This window comes from Spirabiliibacterium falconis (assembly GCF_014885015.1).
GTDB lineage: Bacteria > Pseudomonadota > Gammaproteobacteria > Enterobacterales > Pasteurellaceae > Spirabiliibacterium > Spirabiliibacterium falconis.
Genome location: NZ_JABMIJ010000003.1, coordinates 17,899 through 37,695 on the forward strand (window position 1 = coordinate 17,899; position 19,797 = coordinate 37,695).

At 45.0% G+C, this 19,797-nt stretch carries 18 protein-coding genes; 8 read left to right on the forward strand and 10 right to left on the reverse strand.

The genetic code is table 11. The features are described from left to right. Position 1 precedes the first annotated feature (1 nt). The 4 genes from pgl (at position 2) to HPC40_RS00895 (ending at position 3,572) form a co-directional block, all read left to right on the forward strand. Positions 2–712, forward strand: coding sequence for a 6-phosphogluconolactonase (pgl, locus tag HPC40_RS00880; protein WP_208117597.1), 711 nt, complete (start codon positions 2–4; stop codon positions 710–712). A gap of 24 nt (positions 713–736) precedes the next feature. Continuing rightward, positions 737–2,185, forward strand: coding sequence for a decarboxylating NADP(+)-dependent phosphogluconate dehydrogenase (gnd, locus tag HPC40_RS00885; RefSeq protein ID WP_208117598.1), 1,449 nt, complete (start codon positions 737–739; stop codon positions 2,183–2,185). Between the two features lie 253 nt (positions 2,186–2,438). Continuing rightward, positions 2,439–2,711, forward strand: a complete 273-nt coding sequence (locus tag HPC40_RS00890) for a hypothetical protein (RefSeq protein ID WP_208117599.1) — start codon at positions 2,439–2,441, stop codon at positions 2,709–2,711. A 15-nt stretch (positions 2,712–2,726) separates the two neighbouring features. Further along, complete coding sequence (locus HPC40_RS00895) at positions 2,727–3,572, forward strand: hypothetical protein (RefSeq protein WP_208117600.1); 846 nt, start codon at positions 2,727–2,729, stop codon at positions 3,570–3,572. A gap of 46 nt (positions 3,573–3,618) precedes the next feature. Here HPC40_RS00895 and HPC40_RS00900 read toward each other — a convergent pair whose 3' ends face one another. Continuing rightward, positions 3,619–3,951 (reverse strand): DMT family transporter, encoded by a 333-nt coding sequence (locus HPC40_RS00900; RefSeq protein ID WP_208117616.1) that lies wholly within the window; start codon positions 3,949–3,951, stop codon positions 3,619–3,621. Positions 3,952–4,117: 166 nt separating this feature from the next. Between HPC40_RS00900 and purH the strand changes: the two genes are divergently transcribed. Then, entirely contained in the window at positions 4,118–5,719 is a 1,602-nt protein-coding gene (purH, locus tag HPC40_RS00905) for a bifunctional phosphoribosylaminoimidazolecarboxamide formyltransferase/IMP cyclohydrolase (RefSeq protein ID WP_208117601.1), read from the forward strand. A gap of 69 nt (positions 5,720–5,788) precedes the next feature. Here the strand turns inward: purH and HPC40_RS00910 are convergent, their stop codons facing one another. From HPC40_RS00910 to epmB, 3 genes are all read right to left on the reverse strand, one after another. Next, positions 5,789–6,163 (reverse strand): MliC family protein, encoded by a 375-nt coding sequence (locus HPC40_RS00910; protein ID WP_208117602.1) that lies wholly within the window; start codon positions 6,161–6,163, stop codon positions 5,789–5,791. Positions 6,164–6,212: 49 nt separating this feature from the next. Continuing rightward, complete coding sequence (locus HPC40_RS09465; RefSeq protein ID WP_208117603.1) at positions 6,213–7,403, reverse strand: LysM-like peptidoglycan-binding domain-containing protein; 1,191 nt, start codon at positions 7,401–7,403, stop codon at positions 6,213–6,215. 89 nt (positions 7,404–7,492) lie between these two features. Further along, positions 7,493–8,500 (reverse strand): EF-P beta-lysylation protein EpmB, encoded by a 1,008-nt coding sequence (gene epmB / locus HPC40_RS00920; protein ID WP_208117604.1) that lies wholly within the window; start codon positions 8,498–8,500, stop codon positions 7,493–7,495. A gap of 82 nt (positions 8,501–8,582) precedes the next feature. Between epmB and efp the strand changes: the two genes are divergently transcribed. From efp to HPC40_RS00935, 3 genes are all read left to right on the forward strand, one after another. Beyond that, entirely contained in the window at positions 8,583–9,149 is a 567-nt protein-coding gene (gene efp, locus HPC40_RS00925) for an elongation factor P (protein ID WP_208117605.1), read from the forward strand. A gap of 167 nt (positions 9,150–9,316) precedes the next feature. Then, positions 9,317–11,887, forward strand: a complete 2,571-nt coding sequence (gene clpB, locus HPC40_RS00930) for an ATP-dependent chaperone ClpB (RefSeq protein WP_208117606.1) — start codon at positions 9,317–9,319, stop codon at positions 11,885–11,887. A 73-nt stretch (positions 11,888–11,960) separates the two neighbouring features. After that, positions 11,961–12,578, forward strand: a complete 618-nt coding sequence (locus HPC40_RS00935) for an outer membrane protein (RefSeq protein ID WP_208117607.1) — start codon at positions 11,961–11,963, stop codon at positions 12,576–12,578. 62 nt (positions 12,579–12,640) lie between these two features. On the opposite strand, the gene HPC40_RS00940 is transcribed toward HPC40_RS00935, so the two are convergent. The 6 genes from HPC40_RS00940 to HPC40_RS00965 form a co-directional block, all read right to left on the reverse strand. Further along, a complete protein-coding gene (locus tag HPC40_RS00940; protein WP_208117608.1) occupies positions 12,641–13,003 on the reverse strand; it encodes a diacylglycerol kinase in 363 nt (120 codons plus the stop codon). Between the two features lie 7 nt (positions 13,004–13,010). Further along, positions 13,011–15,236 carry a GTP diphosphokinase gene (relA, locus tag HPC40_RS00945; RefSeq protein ID WP_208117609.1) on the reverse strand — a complete coding sequence of 742 codons (2,226 nt, stop codon included), beginning with the start codon at positions 15,234–15,236 and terminating at the stop codon, positions 13,011–13,013. A gap of 13 nt (positions 15,237–15,249) precedes the next feature. Then, positions 15,250–16,572, reverse strand: coding sequence for a 23S rRNA (uracil(1939)-C(5))-methyltransferase RlmD (gene rlmD, locus HPC40_RS00950; RefSeq protein WP_208117610.1), 1,323 nt, complete (start codon positions 16,570–16,572; stop codon positions 15,250–15,252). 71 nt (positions 16,573–16,643) lie between these two features. Continuing rightward, on the reverse strand, positions 16,644–18,146 hold the full coding sequence (locus tag HPC40_RS00955) for a helicase HerA-like C-terminal domain-containing protein (protein ID WP_208117611.1): 1,503 nt from the start codon (positions 18,144–18,146) through the stop codon (positions 16,644–16,646). Between the two features lie 80 nt (positions 18,147–18,226). Continuing rightward, entirely contained in the window at positions 18,227–18,793 is a 567-nt protein-coding gene (locus tag HPC40_RS00960) for a sugar O-acetyltransferase (RefSeq protein WP_208117612.1), read from the reverse strand. Continuing rightward, positions 18,793–19,620, reverse strand: a complete 828-nt coding sequence (locus HPC40_RS00965; protein ID WP_208117613.1) for a DUF5718 family protein — start codon at positions 19,618–19,620, stop codon at positions 18,793–18,795. Before HPC40_RS00965 ends, HPC40_RS00960 begins: the two co-directional genes overlap by 1 nt. Between the last annotated feature and the right edge of the window lie 177 nt (positions 19,621–19,797).

Below are 19,797 nucleotides of genomic sequence, written 5' to 3' on the forward strand. Positions count from 1 at the left end.
GATGAATTATATTAAATTTGATACAGCACAAAGTGCGGTTGAAAAAATCGCACAAGACCTACAACACTATAGCCAAGAAGGGCGAGTTGTGAATATTTCCCTCTCTGGTGGAAGTACGCCGAAGTTATTGTTTAAAACCTTAGCAAGTGACTATGCGGATAAAATTAACTGGGCAAATTTGCATTTTTGGTGGGGGGATGAGCGTTGTGTTGCGCCAGATAATGAAGAGAGTAATTATGGTGAAGTACAGCGTTTATTATTTGATCATATTTCTATCCCCGCGGAAAATATTCATCGCATTCGTGGCGAAGACGATCCCGAGCAGGAAGCCCAACGTTTTGCACAAGAAATGCAAAACCATGTGCCAGGTGCCAATGGCATGCCGCAATTTGATTGGATTATTTTAGGCATGGGATCAGATGGACATACCGCATCACTTTTCCCATTGCAGGTGGATTTTGATACTGATGCACTGGCGATTGTAGCAAAACAGCCACAAACGCAACAATGGCGTGTCTCGAAATCGGCTCCGTTAATTGAAAATGCTAAGCGGATTACTTACTTGGTAACAGGGGCAAGTAAAGCTGATTTATTACATGAAATCCAACAAAGTGAAAGTGCGGTTTTACCCTACCCAGCGGCACGCATTAAAGCCAAAAATGGCACAACCGAATGGTATTTAGACGCAGACGCTGCGTTTCAACTTAACTAATTTAATGACAGGAAGGAAGCAATTATGAAAGGTGATATTGGTGTAATTGGGCTTGCCGTAATGGGGCAAAACCTGATTTTAAACATGAACGACCACGGCTTTAACGTGGTGGCGTATAACCGTACGACAAGCAAAGTGGACGATTTCCTCAATGGTGCCGCCAAAGGCACCAATATTATTGGTGCCTATTCGCTACAAGATTTAGCAGACAAACTGGAAAAACCACGCAAAGTCATGTTAATGGTGCGCGCAGGTGAGGTAGTAGATAAATTTATTGAAAGCCTTTTGCCGTATTTAGACGAGGGCGACATCATCATCGACGGTGGTAACTCAAATTATCCTGATACTAACCGCCGTACGAAAGACTTAGCTGAAAAAGGCATTCGCTTTATTGGCGCGGGTGTATCAGGTGGGGAAGAAGGTGCACGTTTTGGGCCGTCTATCATGCCAGGCGGTAACCCAGAGGCATGGCCGTATGTCAAACCGATTTTGCAAGCCATTTCCGCCAAAACCAAAGAAGGCGAGCCATGCTGTGACTGGGTGGGCAAAAACGGCGCAGGCCACTTTGTCAAAATGGTACACAACGGCATTGAATACGGCGACATGCAATTGATTTGTGAAGCCTACCAATTCCTGCACGAAGGCTTAGGCTTGAGCTATGATGAATTGCATAACGTATTCGCTAGCTGGAAATCCACCGAGCTCGACAGTTACCTTATCGACATCACCACTGACATTCTCGGCTACCGTGACGATAATGGTGAGCCATTGGTGGAAAAAATCCTTGATACGGCAGGGCAAAAAGGTACAGGTAAATGGACGGGTATTAACGCCCTTGATCTAGGCATTCCGTTGACGCTGATCACCGAAGCGGTGTTCGCCCGCTGTGTGTCTTCATTCAAACAACAACGTGTTGAAAACCAAAAATTGTTCAACAAACAACTCGGCAAAGTTGACGGCGACAAAGCGCAGTGGATTGAAGCTGTTCGCCAAGCATTATTGGCATCCAAAATCATCTCTTATGCGCAAGGCTTTATGCTCATCCGTGAGGCCTCAGAGCAATTTGAGTGGGATTTAGATTACGGGCAAACTGCACTTTTATGGCGTGAAGGCTGCATTATCCGCAGTGCATTTTTGGGCAACATTCGTGATGCTTACGCTAAAAACCCAGACCTACGATTCCTAGGCGCGGATGATTACTTCAAAAATATCCTTGAGAATTCAATGAGTGCATGGCGTAAAGTAGTTGCCAAAGCGGTGGAAATCGGCTTGCCAATGCCGTGCATGGCCTCTGCCATCACGTTCTTAGACGGCTACACCAGCGCACAATTGCCAGCCAATTTGTTGCAAGCCCAACGCGACTACTTCGGCGCCCACACCTATGAGCGCGTCGACCAACCACGCGGCCAGTTCTTCCACACTAACTGGACAGGCAAAGGCGGCGACACCGCATCCACTACCTATGATGTGTAGGTGTTAAGTGCAAAACACAAAGTGCGGTCATTGACCGCACTTTTTTATTATCTTCTCGTTTCAATCTCTGCGCTCTTGACAAAAGTATCGTTAAATCCTTCAGACATATCTCATATGTTCGCTTTAATGTCTTTTATCTCATTAATATATAAATAAATTTATCAAATCAAAGGAGTATACTCCTTGTTGTTTTATCTTTACAGATAAAACAAACAAACCTTGGAAAACAACCAATTCTTTATTGGAGTGCGTTATGGCTATGATAAAGGTTACAGTGGATGTTTATGAAAACAGATTTAATGGGGTTGATGGCGAGGTCTCAAATAACTATTGTGTTTACAATGTTCGAGCAATCAACCCACAGCAACAGGCAGAAGTTGATATTTGTATAACGAAAATGCGGGAACAAGATGATCCTATATTATGGGATCCTGATTTGATACTGCCTAGAAATAAATCTCCACTTATACAAGCAGGGAAAGAGACTCTGTTGGATACTGAAAAGCAAATGTTTCACTTTAATTAATGCAAGGACAAAACGATGAAAAAGGCAATCACATTAGGTTTAACTACGCTGCTATTAACTGGCTGTGGCTCGAATTTTATGAATTATTCTTCGACGCCGAAATATAGAGTAACTGATCAAGAAATAGAGCAGGCGTTAAAACTTTATTTTGGTCGTCTAGGATGTCAATATCCCCAACTACAAGGGCAAACTTATGCTGACGCCAATAAACTTATGAATAAATTAGTGACTAAAGAGATAGATAAACACATGAGAGATCTTATCCTAAGTGTGAGTTTTGGAGATGCACTAGGAAGATCAAATTATACAATTTTGATGTCTGACCCTTATTCTCAACAATATTTGGTTAATAAATTTGGAAATAAATTGAACAGTAAGGAACGAATTGTTCTTGCTGGTAAGAAGTCCGAATGTGAGAGTGTTAGGAAAAATTGGAAAAAACAAAAACAACAAGAACTGGTGAAAAAACGGCAGGCAGAAAAAGAAGCACTAGCTCGTAAACGCCAAGCTGAAAAAGAAGAAAAAGCACGTCAAGCATTTTATTCCACTCCACAAGGGCAAGCTTATTTAGCCCAGCAACGAATGATGGCACAGCAGCAAGCAATGCAACAAAGAGCAATTGCACAGCGTAATGCTGAATTGGAGGCACAGCGTAGATATGCTGAGATGCAAGCACTCAATAACAGCATGGCAGAATTAAACAATACGATTCAGCGTACAAATCAGAATAATATGAATATGTACAATCAAATGAATCAATATAATCAAATGCAACAGATGAACCGCTCTTTGAATAATATCAATAATTCCCTACAAAATATGGGTGGAGGTTCTGGTATTCGTTGGAATAATGTTTATTAAGTTAAAAAATAAAACCGCACTTAAAAGTGCGGTTTTTTAATACGACTTAATGCGCCGCACTTTTGGATAACAAATTTATTACCAGCACGCCGGAAAGAATTAAACCAATTCCAATAAACGCAGGCGTATCCAACTTCTGCTGATAAAACAGCCAGCCAAACATGGTGACCAGCACAATGCCAAGGCTTGCCCAAATGGCATAAGCAATGCCCACAGGTAGTGAGCGCAAGCTCAAGGTTAAAAAATAAAACGACAAGCCATAGCCCATTAGTACCAGTGCTGTTGGTATGGGACGGGTGAATTCGTGCGTGGATTTCAGGAATGAGGTGGCGATCACTTCACTTAGTATTGCAATAATTAAATAAAGCCATGACATGATATAGTTTCTCGTCAAAATAGTATATTTAGTAATAGGTTAAGTATGTTATAGCATAAATATGAAAAGGAGCAAGCCAGCGTACGGTTAAATTTACTACATAAAAACAGCGTTTTACTCTATAATATAGCTCGAAATTTATCCAATCAATTAACCAAAGGATTAACTTATGCACGCCAATCGACCTATCCGTCAGGCTTTGTTATCGGTTTCTGATAAACAAGGTATCGTTGAATTTGCCCAAGCGCTACACCAACGTGGTGTTAAACTTCTTTCTACTGGTGGCACAGCCAAGTTATTGCTAGAAAATGGCTTGCCAGTGGTAGAGGTGTCGGATTATACCGGTTTTCCTGAAATGATGGCAGGGCGTGTTAAAACGCTGCATCCGAAGGTTCATGGTGGTATTTTAGGCCGTCGTGGCGTGGATGATGCCGTGATGAGTGAGCATCAGATTGAGCCTATTGATATGGTGGTGGTAAACCTTTATCCGTTTGCACAAACGGTCGCTAAAGCGGATTGCACACTGGAAGATGCGGTGGAAAACATCGATATTGGTGGCCCAACTATGGTGCGATCGGCGGCAAAAAATCATAAAGATGTTGCCATCGTGGTAGATAATCGCGATTTTGATCGCATTATTGCTGAGCTTGATCAACATCAAAATAGCCTGACGTTTGATACTCGCTTTGATTTAGCCATCAAGGCGTTTGAGCATACCGCACAATACGATGCGATGATTGCTAATTATTTTGGGTGTTTGGTAAAACCGTATTTAGGGGCAGATGATGACAAGAAAAATGCAAAGTGCGGTCAATTCCCTCGCACGTTAAACTTAAATTTTGTGCGTAAACAAACTATGCGATATGGGGAGAATAGCCACCAAAACGCGGCGTTCTACACTGAATTTGCACCAAAAGAGGCAAGTGTGGCAACAGCAGTGCAACTGCAAGGTAAGGCATTGTCATATAACAATATTGCCGACACAGATGCTGCACTGGAATGTGTGAAAGAGTTTGCAGAGCCTGCGTGTGTGATCGTTAAACACGCTAATCCGTGTGGTGTGGCATTGGGCGAGGATATTTTGGTGGCGTATAATCGTGCTTATCAAACGGATCCAACGTCGGCATTCGGCGGAATTATCGCGTTTAACCGCACTTTAGATGAAAAAACAGCGCACGCAATTATTGACCGCCAATTTGTGGAGGTGATTATTGCTCCAGAGGTGAGTGAAGCAGCACAAGCGGTGTTGAAAACGAAGAAAAACGTGCGTGTACTTGCCTGTGGACAGTGGCATGAGCGTCATCCTCGTTTGGATTTTAAACGCGTCAATGGTGGGCTTTTGGTGCAAGATGCCGATTTAGGTATGGTGGGATTAGATGACTTAGAAGTGGTCAGCAAACGTCAGCCAACCGAACAAGAGCTAAAAGATCTACTGTTTTGCTGGAAAGTGGCGAAATATGTCAAATCTAACGCCATTGTGTATGCGAAAAATAATCAAACCATTGGTATTGGCGCAGGACAAATGAGCCGCGTATACTCAGCGAAAATTGCAGGCATTAAGGCCGCCGATGAGGGCTTAGAGGTGCAAGGCACGGTGATGGCCTCTGATGCGTTTTTCCCATTCCGTGATGGCATTGATGCTGCGGCAAAAGCGGGGGTGAGCTGTGTGATTCACCCTGGTGGCTCAATGCGTGATCAAGAGGTGATTGATGCAGCAGATGAGCATAATATGGCGATGGTGCTGACCAAAATGCGTCATTTCCGTCATTAAGATCATAATCACAATACAATAAAGTGCGGTTTAAAACCGCACTTTGATTGTGAAAGAGGAGCGTGTCATTTATTTCTGCCTTTGGCAATTATCTGCCAATGTGCGCCCAAGGCTGTCGCTTAAGACCGCACTTTTTCCTTGAACCCACCAGTTCCATTGTGTATTTGCATAACGTTTACCGCTTGCTGCAATAATGGGGAGTAAATGTTGGCTGATATGCTGAAAGGTGATTGTGATAGACGGTGTTTTACGCTGGGCAAGATTGCTTAGTGTGGTAACCTTAATTGTGCCTTGATCGCATTGATAATGCACTGTACGCCCTTTTTTAGGTGTAATCTGCGTTTCATTGACCGCACTTTGTGTTTTCTCAGTTTGTATTGCTGGTTGAATAATCGTCGTACAACTGGTTAACAGCACGAATGGAAACCAAAACACAATTCTCACGTCTATCTCCATAAAAAAGCCCATTGAGGAGTGCTCAATGGGCTAACACTTATTTTTTGAAGCTATAACTTCCATCACTATTGCGAATAAAGGTGCTGCCATTTTCGAGTGTTAAACGACTAACGCGACCTTGACTATTCAGTTGAATGCTTACCTTATCGCCAGGCTTAAAGCGGCTTAACGCACCGTTGGCACCATTTGCTTTGGTCATTGCATTCACATCAGAGATGTTCAAATTATTATTACGGAACACCTGCATTAATGTAACCCCTTTTGGAATTTCTAAGGTGCGAACTGGACCTGATGTTTGTGGTTTATTCGCAGGTTTTGCATTGACAACAGGTGCTGGTGCCGCTTTTGGCACAGGACGTTGTACGCTTGGCTCGCTTTTTGCTTTTTCTGGTGCTTTTGCGACAGGTTTCGGCGTTGTTTTAGCAGCAGGCTGTGGATCACTACTCGGTTTGCGTACAGCAGGTTGTGCTGGTTTGTTGACAACTTTTGGTGGTACAACCGCAGGCGGTGCACTTTGTGCGTTGGCATCGCTTGGTGCAGGCTGTTCAACATTAGCTTGAGGTTGTGCTTGAGCACTCTCTGCTGGCACATTTTCAGCTACATTTGGTGCACCAGCAACCGCACTTTCGTTATTGCCAGCAAGCGTATTGCTATTGTCTTCTGCGGGTTGATTGACTTGCTGTTCTTCTGATTGATTGAGGGGTTGAAACTCAATTGGTAACGCGTTGCTGTTTTGATTTTGCAAGGCTTCAACGGTGGTATTATTGCTTGGTTTGAGCCATAACACTAATAATAGCAATAAAATTAAAATGAGTAATGCCACCACCAAACGGCGATGTTTCGCAGGCAGGCGGCTTAAAATCCCCCAGGTTTCAGGTTTTTTCCAGTTTGCTTTCGGTGCAACAGGCGGCACAACCGCACTTTGGGCTGGTTCGTTCTCATTGAGTGCAGGTTCGTTTTCGTGCTCGTTTAATACAGGACTGACAGGCTCAAGATGTATTTCTTGTTGTGCAGCGTGGTCAGGTTGTGCAGGTGCTTCACCTAAAGTTGGCTCTTTGTGTGCTTTATTTTCCGCTTTATGCTTCAAATTACTCCAAAAAGAGTGTTTTTCTTCCACGGGTTTTTTGGGCGTAACTGGCTCTGGTTTAAATTCGAATTTCTGCTGCCCTTTATCGTCAGCGGAATTGACATTGTTGTGATCATTAGGATTGGTTGGATTGTTGTTCACGCAACACCTCAAATAAGTTATTGTTAGTTAATTCTCTCTATTCTAACAATTCAGGCAAAGAAAAACAGGGGGAAATGTCATTTTATTGCTTAATCTTTGTAAAGAATGGGGGTGATTAAGGTTTTATTTGGCTGATGCGCAATTTCGCGCGCCAGTCGTGGCACAAGATAGCCTGAGGTGGTGGCTTGTAATTGTTGATAAAGTGAAAGTGCGGTTTCATCGCTGATGAAAAAATGGGCGGCACCATCAACTTTATCAAGCAAGTGCAGATAATAGGGTAGTACTCCTGCCTCGAACAACGAATAACTTAATGTTTTTAATGCATGTGCGCTATCATTTACCCCTTTAAGTAGCACGGATTGATTAAGCAGCACCACATTGGCGTGTTTGAGCTTGCTCAACGCGTTTCGCAGGGCATCATCTATTTCATTGGCGTGATTGATGTGTGTTACCAGCACGCAATGTAGGCGAGAACGACGCAGGCGATCACAAAGTGCGGTTGTGATACGCTGTGGGATCACCACGGGCAGGCGGGTGTGAATACGCAGAGTGTTGACGTGCGAGATGCCCTCAAGTGCGGTAATTAAAAAATCGAGCTGCCCATCGTTTGCCATCAGTGGATCGCCACCAGAGAAAATTACCTCGTTGATTTCAGGGTGTTCGGCGATATAGCTCAGTGCGCCTTGCCACACAGTTTTCGATCCTTGATGGTCTTGATAGGGAAAGTGGCGACGAAAACAATAGCGGCAATTCACCGCACAGCCGCCTTTGACCATCATCAGCACGCGGTTATGGTATTTATGCAATAGCCCAGGGCGTACGGCGTTGTGCTCTTCGAGTGGATCAGTGACAAAACCGTCAACGTGCTCAAACTCACCAGCGCCGCTCATCACTTGTAAAAAAAGCGGATCATGTGGGTTGCCCTTTTCCATACGCGCAACAAAAGGCCGTGGTACAAGCAAAGGAAACAACTTGCGTGCATCAATTGCCTGCTCAAAGCCTGCATGTGGTAATTCAAGTGCGGTCAACAACGCTTCAGGGGATTTTATTGCTTGCTTTAGGCATTCCTGCCAGCTTAATTCTTCGCTATTTTGCATTTTTGAGTTATCATAAACACTTTGTGATAATATTTTGCAATCTTAATCTAAGATAACATTTTTTCATAGTAACGAGGACACAATGGCTACATATTCTACCAGTGATTTCAAACCCGGTCTTAAATTTATGCAAGATGGCGAACCGTGCGTCATTATTGAAAATGAATTTGTTAAACCAGGTAAAGGGCAAGCATTCACCCGCACCCGTATCCGCAAATTGATTTCTGGCAAAGTCTTGGATGTCAACTTTAAATCAGGCTCAAGTGTGGAAGCGGCGGACGTAGTAGATACGAACTTAACCTTTTTGTATAAAGACGAAGAGTTCTGGCATTTCATGAACAACGACACTTTCGAGCAATTGGCGGCGGACGCCAAGGCAGTGGGTGACAACGACAAATGGTTACTTGATCAAGCGGATTGCATCGTTACTTTATGGAACGGTGCACCAATTAGCGTTACGCCACCTAACTTTGTCGAATTAGAAGTGATTGACACCGACCCAGGCCTCAAAGGCGACACTGCGGGAACTGGTGGCAAACCAGCGACATTAAGCACAGGGGCTGTGGTGAAAGTGCCATTGTTCGTGCAAATTGGTGAGGTGATCAAAGTTGACACCCGCTCTGGTGAGTACGTCTCTCGCGTGAAATAATCGTTCTTTTAAGAACAACCGCACTTTCAAAGTGCGGTTTTTTTGTGCCCAAAAAAAGATAAAGTGCGGTTAAAAAAATAAAAAACTTGCAACTCACCTTGAAATTTGCTAGGGCGTCACCATATAAGTGACGTGAACGATAAAACGTCAAGAATTTAGGAGAGATTATGAATATTGAAAAATTTACCACCAAATTTCAACAGGCGATTGCTGAAGCGCAATCGCTAGCACTCGGCGGCGAGCAACAATACATTGAGCCGCTCCATTTAATGACCGCACTTTTAGATCAAGAGGGCGGCTCGGTGCAGCCATTATTAACCAGTTGTGGCATTAACACCGCTGAGCTAAAAGCACAATTGCAACGTGAAATTGCACGCTTGCCACAAGTGTCTGGTAACGGTGGCGATGTGCAAGTATCACCTCAACTCGTGCGCTTGCTTAACCGCTGCGACCAATTAGCACAAAAACGCAGTGATAAATTTATTTCCTCTGAGTTATTTGTGTTAGCCGCCCTTGAAGATAAAGGGGCGTTAGGGAGCATGTTGCGCAATATGGGCTTAAAAGCAGACAGCGTAGAAGCGGCGATTGTGCAAATGCGAGGCGGTGAAAACGTCAACGATCAAAGTGCGGAAGATGCCCGCCAAGCGTTGAAAAAATACACCATTGATTTAACTGAGCGCGCGGAAAAAGGCAAACTTGATCCCGTAATTGGACGTGATGAAGAAATTCGTCGCACCATTCAAGTATTGCAACGGCGCACCAAAAATAACCCCGTGTTGATCGGTGAGCCAGGGGTGGGTAAAACCGCCATTGTAGAAGGTTTGGCACAGCGCATTGTCAATGGTGAAGTGCCAGAGGGATTGCGTCATAAACGGGTGTTGTCTCTTGATATGGGGGCATTGATTGCAGGTGCGAAATACCGTGGGGAATTTGAAGAACGCTTAAAAGCGGTACTCAATGAAATCAGCAAAGAAGAGGGGCGCATTATCCTCTTTATTGATGAAATTCACACCATGGTGGGTGCAGGCAAAACCGATGGCGCGATGGATGCAGGCAACTTGCTCAAGCCATCACTGGCGCGTGGTGAGTTGCACTGTGTGGGGGCGACCACCTTGGATGAATACCGTCAATACATTGAAAAAGACGCCGCCCTTGAGCGCCGTTTCCAAAAAGTGTTGGTAGACGAGCCAAGCGTGGAAGACACCATTGCCATTTTGCGTGGGCTAAAAGAGCGGTATGAAATTCACCACCATGTGCAGATTACCGACCCTGCCATTGTGGCGGCGGCAACACTTTCGCACCGTTATATTTCTGATCGCCAATTGCCTGATAAAGCGATTGACTTGATCGATGAAGCTGCGTCAAGCATTCGGATGGAAATCGACTCCAAACCGCAACCGCTTGACCGCTTAGAGCGTCGCATTATTCAGCTTAAACTGGAGCAACAAGCGTTGCAAAAAGAAGATGATGAAGCCAGCCGCAAACGCTTAGATATGCTTGAGAAAGAGTTAAACGACAAAGAGCGTGAATACTCTGAGCTGGAAGAGGTGTGGAAAAGTGAAAAAGCCGCACTTTCTGGCACACAACATATTAAAGCGGAGCTTGACAATGCACGCATTCAAATGGAGCAAGCGCGTCGGGCAAGCGACTATGAAAAAATGTCGGAGCTGCAATATGGCGTGATCCCAGAGTTGGAAAAACAGTTGCAAGCTGCTGAAAGCCAAGAAGGCAGAGAAATGACCTTATTGCGTTATCGTGTTACCGATGAGGAAATTGCGGAAGTACTCTCGCGTGCGACAGGCATTCCAGTTTCACGCATGATGGAAGGCGAGAAAGAAAAACTGTTGCGTATGGAGCAAGCACTGCATAAACGCGTGATTGGTCAGTCTGAAGCGGTAGATGCCGTGGCAAATGCCATTCGTCGGTCTCGTGCTGGGCTGTCTGACCCGAATCGCCCAATTGGTTCATTCCTCTTCTTAGGGCCAACAGGGGTGGGTAAAACCGAGCTATGCAAAACGTTGGCGCAGTTTATGTTCGACAGCGAAGAGGCGATGATCCGCATTGATATGTCGGAGTTTATGGAAAAACACAGTGTTTCTCGCTTAGTGGGTGCGCCTCCAGGCTACGTAGGTTATGAAGAGGGCGGCTATTTAACCGAAGCGGTACGCCGTCGCCCGTATTCTGTCATCTTGCTCGATGAGGTGGAAAAAGCCCACAGCGATGTGTTTAACATTTTGCTGCAAGTGCTTGATGATGGTCGCTTAACCGATGGTCAAGGGCGTACGGTGGATTTCCGCAACACGGTGGTGATCATGACATCAAACTTAGGATCGGATTTAATCCAAGAGAATAAAGACATCGACTACGACGGCATTAAAGCGATGGTGATGAACGTGGTGGGGCATCATTTCCGCCCTGAGTTCATCAACCGTATTGATGAAACGGTGGTGTTCCACCCATTGGATAAAGAGAACATCAAAGCGATTGCGCAAATTCAATTGGATCGCTTGAGTAAACGCATGGAATCACATGGCTATGTGCTGCATTTTGCTGAGTCAGCCTTGGAATTCATCGCCAACGTGGGTTACGACCCGCTCTTTGGTGCGCGCCCGCTCAAACGTGCTATCCAACACGATATTGAAAATGCATTGGCGCAAAAAATGCTTTCTGGCGAGTTACTGCCAGGCAAGCCGATTACGGTGAGCGTTGAAAACGACCGCGTGGTAACTGCGCAATAAATTGAAACCGCACTTTGCATAAAAGTGCGGTTTTTTGTATCATCAAGGCGAACAACTAACAAAGGAGTGTTCTATGTTGAAAAAATCAATGTTATGTGTCGCCCTTGCGGGCGCATTAGCCAGTGGTGCCGTGTTGGCGGATACTCGCACTGTGTCTTTAGATTGGGCACATGCAAATGTGAAAAATGCCAGCGATCTCAACGGTTTTGCGATTGGCTATCAGCACGAGTGGGATAACACTCAATGGGGTGTGTTGGGCACGTTCAGCTATATGAAAGGCACAACGGATCAGTCTTATTCTATGCCATTTACATCTAATGGGCGTCAACTTGAAGATCGGGGGCATTTGTCAGGCAATGTGAAATATTATTCGCTTTTGGCAGGTCCAACCTACCGCTTTAATCCAGTATTCAGTGCCTATGCCCAATTAGGTTTAGCACATGTAAAAGCGGACGTGGATTGGCGTTGGCTAAATCATGAGCGAGGAAACTATGTTGAACGAGGTCATGGTTCAGAAAGTAAAGATACCACATCATTGGCCTATGCCGTGGGTGTGAAATTTGATGTAGCGAAAAACTTCTCGGTTAACGTGGGTTATGAAGGCACTAACGCCTCCATTGATGCACCGCATAACATCAAAGGTTTTGATAAATTCAATGGCTGGCGTTTAGGTGTGGGCTACTCATTCTAAGCGATAATAAAAATGATAATGCCAAACCCAAAGTGCGGTTTGGCATTTTTTTGACCGCACTTTTAGCTAATTAAAATCGCCAGCCAAGTGATCACGGCAATGACCATCGCGATAAATACCGCCGCCGAGCCGTAATCTTTTCCTCGACCTGATAATTCGTGGCGTTCAAGCCCAATGCGGTCAATGGCACATTCGACTGCGCTGTTAAGCATTTCTACCAACATCACCAGCAGCACCGAGCCAATTAGCAATACCAACTCGACCGCACTTTGTGCAATCCAAAACGCCAGCGGGATTAAGATAATCGCCGCTAACAACTCGTGGCGAAAGGCGGTTTCGTGGCGTGCGGCATAGCGTAAGCCTTGCCACGAATATTGTGTAGCTTTGATTAGGTGGGTTAACCCTTTGTGTTTATATTGGCTCATAATGGTTCTAATGGGATAAACGTTTCGCTTCAATCACATCATCAATGCGTAGTAACGCACTTAATAAACGGCTTAGCAATTCCACATTCATTAATTCAATTTCTAAATCGATGGTAGCGGTCATTTTTTTCAAATCACTTTTGCTTGAAACACGGATCACGCTGACTTTTTCGTTCGCCAACACGGTGGTGATGTCGCGGAGTAGCCCCGTGCGGTCATTGGCGATGACGCGCACCACGAGATTAAATTTCGTATTGAAACTCTCGCCCCATACCGCTTCGACCACCCGCTCAGGGCTGACTTCTTGCAGGTTGTGAATTTGCTCACAATCGGCACGGTGGATAGAAATACCACGCCCTTGGGTAATGTAACCCAAAATCTGATCGCCTGGGATCGGTTGACAGCAACGCGCGATATGGTGCATCAAATTACCCACGCCCTCAATGACGATTTGACCTCGCCCAGTGTTTGGCGTTTGTGATGCTGATTTGTTTTCTACTTGTCGTAAAATGTGCTCGTCCACTTGCTCGGCAGATGGGCGCAGTAATTTCGCTTGTAAAAAGTTCATTAATTGATTTAAGCGAATATCCCCATTGCCAAGACCAGCGTAGAGATCGTCGATATGTTTGAGATTATGGCGTGGCAACGCATAGGTTTCTACCTGTTTTAAGGTTAGTCCCAGTTTTGCCATTTCAGCTTCTAATAGCTCTTTGCCAATTGGAATATTTTTCTCGCGATCTTGGCGTTTGAACCATGCTTGAATTTTTGAGCGTACACGAGGATTGGTCACAAAGCCGTTGTTTGGGTTGAGCCAATCACGGCTTGGATTCGGATTTTTCTGCGTAATGATCTCAACTTTATCACCCATATGTAACGTGTAGGTAAACGGCACAATGCGGTCGCCGACTTTTGCGCCAATGCAACGATGCCCTACTTCGCTGTGAATAGTGTAGGCAAAATCGAGCGGGGTGGAGCCAGTGGGTAAATCCACGATATCCCCTTGTGGGGTGAATACATAAATGCGGTCATCAAAAATTTTGCTGCGAGTTTCTTCCAGCACATTGCCATTGCGACTCAAATCTTTCTGCCATGCTAACACTTGGCGTAACCAAGCAATTTTTTGTTCATAGCCGCCACGACCCGCACTTTCACTTTCTTTGTATTTCCAGTGTGCGGCCACCCCAAGTTCTGCGTCATCGTGCATTTGTTGGGTGCGGATTTGCACTTCAATGGCTTTGTCACCCTCGCCGAGTACTACCGTGTGAATGGATTGATAACCATTTGGTTTCGGGTTAGCGATGTAGTCATCAAATTCGCTGGCGATATGATTGAAATGGCTGTGCACAATGCCGAGAGCCTTGTAGCATTCTTCAAGGCGTTGCACGATAATACGCACGGCACGAATATCAAAGAGTTGTTCAAAACGCAGATTTTTTTTCTGCATTTTTTTCCAAATGCTGTAAATGTGTTTTGGGCGACCATAAACGTGGGCATTGCCCAGATTTTCTTGTGCTAAAAATTGCTCGAGCTGTTGGGTGAAATGCTGGATATAGGCCACCCGATCACGGCGTTTTTCCCCCAACATTTTGGCAATGGCGTGATAGTGTTCTGGATCAAGGTAACGGAAGCAGTAGTCTTCCAGCTCCCATTTCAGTTGCCCAATGCCTAAACGGTTGGCTAACGGTGCATAAATAGTATGGCACTCTTTGGCTGCCAGTTCTTTTTCCGCCTCAGAGATAAAATTATTTTCTTCACGCAAAAAGGCAATACGTTCAGCGAGCTTGATCACCACACAGCGAAAATCATCAACCATCGCCAATAGCATACGGCGCACATTATCCACTTGCACATTGGAATGGCTTTGTTTGGTATCCAGCACTCGGATACTGTCCATTTCCACCACGCCTTTGGCGAGTTTGCGAATATCAAGACTAAAATCGTCTTTTATTTGGTCGTAATTGATAATCCGCCGTTTGGCGAGAGGATAGAGCATTGCAGTGATGAGACTGTCTTGATCCATATTGAGGCTGGTGAGCACTTCCACCATCTCGGTCGCGCAATAGAGCAGATATTGCCGCTCTGTGGTTTCGTGTTCGCGAAGGTGTGATAAGGCATAGTTCCATGTTTGCGAGAGTTTTTCTCGTGTGGCACTTGCAATTGGCAATGCGTTCGCCCATAGCGTGAAGTCAAATTCACGACCTGTACTCAAATGTGATGCACGAATGGCGACCATATTACCTCCTTGATCATACCTGTTGGCAAAAGTGGACAACTGCCTCAAGATGCCCTGTTTGTGGAAACATATCCACTGCCACACATTGTGTTATTTGATAACCTGCCTCAATTAGCATTTGGCTATCACGCACGAGTGTTGCATCGTGACAGGAAACATACACAATTTGCTGTGGTTTCAGTTTACATAAGTGCGGTATCACGAACGATGCACCCGCACGCGGAGGGTCTAATAGCACTTTTGTAAATCGTTGTTGCGCCCAATGTTGTTGTGAAAAATCGTGGGCTAAGTCTGCCTGATAAAATGTTATATTATCACAATTATTGATGTTTGCATTGAATGTTGCACGTTCAACCATTGCTTGCACTCCTTCAATGCCCACCGCACTTTTACAATGCTGGGCTAGAGGAAGGGTAAAATTGCCAATACCACAAAACAGATCTAACAATGTATCATCGGAAGTAAGATTAAGCCAGCAGCGTGCAGTATCAATCAAGGCTTGGTTCATTTCAGCATTAACTTGGATAAAATCCCGAATTGCAAAATAGAGTTTTTGCCCATTAGCAAGTTGGTAATAAGGCGCATCGCCACGCCAGTGTTGAATGGTATTTTCGTTTTCGCTGACAAACAACAGCAAATTGTGCTGCTCGGCAAAATTGAGCAACCGCACTTTATCTTTTTCGCCGATATTACCCACATGGCGCAGGAGCAGTGCCACGCCGTTAGCGGCATCGGTCAGTTCAATATGACCTAAGCGTGCTTTGTGCTGCCATGCGGAGAACAATGCTTGCAATGGCACGATCAGGGCATTGAGTGCAGGCGTGAGCACTGCACAGTGGTCAATCGGCACAATTTGGTTTGACCCTTTAGCACGAAAACCAAATGTGAGGGTTTGGGTTTTGCGATTGATATTCAAACTGAGATGGGCGCGGCGACGATATTGCCATGCGTTGCCGTGGGCGATTGTGTGCGTTTGAATTGGTGTGTTTTGCAAGGCTTGTAGGCGATCATAAAGTGCGGTTTGTTTCACCTCACGTTGCACATTTGCGGGCATATGTTGCAGTTGGCAGCCGCCACAGTGATGATATACACCGCACTTTGCTACAATGCGTTGTGGATTAGGGTTGGCAATGTTGATTGCCTTTGCATGCCCGAAATGGCGTTTTTCTTGTGTAATACGTGCAAGAACGGTTTCTTGCGGCAAGGCATTTTCGACAAACCACGTTTTATTATTCGCACGCCCCACGCCTAAGCCATGGGAGTCTAACGAATCAATCGTCAGCTTAAGTGTTGTTGTGCGTGGTTTATGGGCTTTATCGGAATAAAACAGTACCATAATTTCTCTTTGATGTTATGGATAATAAGACAAAAAGCAGCCTATCGACTGCTTTTTGTTACCGTCTATGGTTATTTTTTAAATGCACCTAAAATGCCACGCACAATTTGCCGTGTAATTTGATTGCGAATGTTGCGTCCGACACTTTTACTGACGCTGCTGACAATTTGCTCGGTCACAGTCAGTTCTTCACCGCGTTTTTTCTTGCCGAAAATCATACGGTTTAACGTACCCATCATCCCTTCATTTTCTTGCTGTTGTGCTTGCTCTGCCTGTTTTGCGGCAACAGCGGCGAGATCTTTTTGTGCATTCAGGACTTCAAAGGCGGACTCGTTGTCCACCGCATCGTGGTAGACTGGATAGAGGTCATCATCACGCACCCATTGGTCACGCTCATTATCGCTGATAGGTTTGAGCTGGCTGCGTGGCGGGTAGATATATGCGATTTCAACGGGGCTAGGCATCCCTTTTTCATCGAGAAATGAGACTAACGCCTCCCCTACACCCAGTGTGGTAATGGCGTCAACGACATTGACATTAGGATTACTACGGAAAGTTTCCGCCGCCGATTTCACGGCTTTTTGATCCCGTGGTGTGAAGGCGCGTAGAGCGTGCTGAATACGGTTACCGAGTTGCCCTAATACGGTGTCGGGCAAATCCAACGGATTTTGCGTGACGAAATACACACCAACCCCTTTTGAGCGGATTAAACGCACCACTTGTTCCACTTTATTGATAAGTGCGGTTGGTGCCCCATCAAATAACAGGTGTGCTTCATCAAAAAACATCACAAAAGTGGGTTTGTCAGGGTCACCCACCTCAGGTAAATTTTCAAATAATTCCGCCATCAGCCACAACAAAAAGGCACTATACATTTGCTTGGAATTGATCAAGGTTTGCGCATTGAGAATATTGATCACCCCACGCCCGTCACGGGTTTGCAACCAATCCTCTAAATTCAGGGCTGGCTCTCCAAAAAGTGCGGTCGCCCCTTCATTTTCTAGTGTGAGCAACGCTCGCTGAATTGCTCCGACACTGGCGGCGGACACATTGCCGTATTCTAAGCGGTAAGTGCTTGCGTTTTCTGCCACATGCGTGAGCATTGCACGCAGATCTTTGATGTCAATCAGCAGTAAACCTTTATCATCCGCCACGCGGAAGACCAAATTGAGCAAGCCCTCTTGAGTGGCGTTCAAGTTCATCAAGCGTGCCAGTAGCATAGGACCCATTTCTGAAATGGTGGTACGCAGTGGAATGCCCGTTTGCCCGAATACATCCCAAAATGACACAGGGTAGCCTTTGAAATACGCATTTCCGCCAAGTTGGAATTGTTCAACGCGTTCGCCGACTTTACCGCTGAGTTCACCGTGTTTTGTTAAACCTGAAATATCGCCTTTAACGTCCACTAAAAAGACGGGGACACCGTCATCACTAAATGCTTCAGCTAAGGTACGCAAGCTGATGGTTTTACCGGTACCCGTTGCCCCTGCGATTAAGCCATGGCGATTTGCCATTTTGGCGGTTAGAGAAAGTATATCGCCCGCTTTGGTTTGGGCTAAAGAATAGCGTGCCATAATTGTGTCCTATGTCGTCAATATTGTGTTTACTATACCGAATTTTAAGAGAGATGTTAATTCAATGTGCTAAAGTGCGGTTATGGGTTCGTCAGCATTTTTATGACACGGGCAGGGTTGCCTGCAACTACGGTGTTGGCAGGAATATCTTTTGTCACGACACTGCCTGCACCAATAACAGCATTATCGCCAATGCGTACGCCAGGGCAAACGATTGTGCCACCGCCAAACCATACATTATTGCCTATGTGGATTGCTTTACCCCCTTCTACGCCGTCAATAACACGGGATTGTACCTCTAAGGGATGCGTAGCGGTGTAGAGCTGAACATTTGGACCAAATAAGACATTATCGCCAATGATGATGTGAGCGACATCTAAAAATGTACAATTAAAATTCACAAAAACATGCTTGCCGACTACAATATGCTGCCCATAATCGCAGAAAAAGGGCGGTTTTAAATGTAAACTTTTCTCGCTTGCCTGTGGAATAAGGGCATCAAGTGCGGTTTTCCACTCGTCTGTATTCGCAATGGTTTGATTAAACGCATGTAACCGCACTTTACAGTGTTGGCGTAAAGCGACTAATTCAGGATCATTGGCGTGGTAAGGCTCACCTGCGAGCATTTTTTCGCGTTCTGTTTTCATTATGCTTCCACACGTTGAACCAATGCGCTTAAATCGCCCGAAAATTGCTGTTTTTCTGCCATCGCAAAAATAGTATCATGCGTGAATTTTTTCCCATTATAAACCACCACCATGCTCACATCGCCAGGTTGTAAAAAATGGGTTTCACCAAATTCAGTATAACGTGTTGCCCCAATGCTAATCACGGCTTGCTGAGGAAATCCAGCCGTTTCAAGCAGCGGGCGGATATGATGGGTCGGTCCAATGTCTTGCTGATGGTTCATACGATCAACAATCCAGTCAAGCAATTGTTGATGAAAATAACTGTACCCCACTACGGGGCTGTCGATGCCGTAGGTGTTGAGCTTGCCATCACGCAAGTGAAAACAGGCGATACGATAATCATCTAACTTGCCGCCAGGGGTAAGATCATCAATGGCAATCCATTGCGAAGAAAGTCCTTTACTGTTTGCGCCCCAATTTTTTTTATCCGCAATTTTATGCGCGTTTGGGCGGCGAATTGAACAGTCATTAAATGCTGCGAAGGCACGCGGTAAAAGTGCGGTCACCATGTGTTGTGCGTCATAGCAAATATCACATAACAAAGCCACCTCAGGTTCAATTTGCAAATTATCCGCATCATTTGGAAAGGCGATAGTATCGGCTGAAAGTGGATAAATCGACAAAAAACCTTCAGCAAAATTCGGCACATAAAAAGGAAAAATAGCTTTAGGCTGAACCGCACTTTGCACCGTGACGAGCTTAAAATCAGCAGCTTCCCCCGCTTGTTCTAAATGACCAGCAAAATTACCCGCTATCCCAAAACCTATGATTGATTTTAACGCCATATTTCCTCCTTTCTTAAATAAAAAAGTATAACAACAAAATATCATTTATGACTAAAAAGGTTGTAAAAATGTGAGAAAGTTCAAATAGAAAGTGCGGTAAGGCAATGAATATCTGGCGAAATTTACAGCAATTAATAAAATTTTGGAAAAAATTGCAAAAAAAGACTTGCAAGGGGT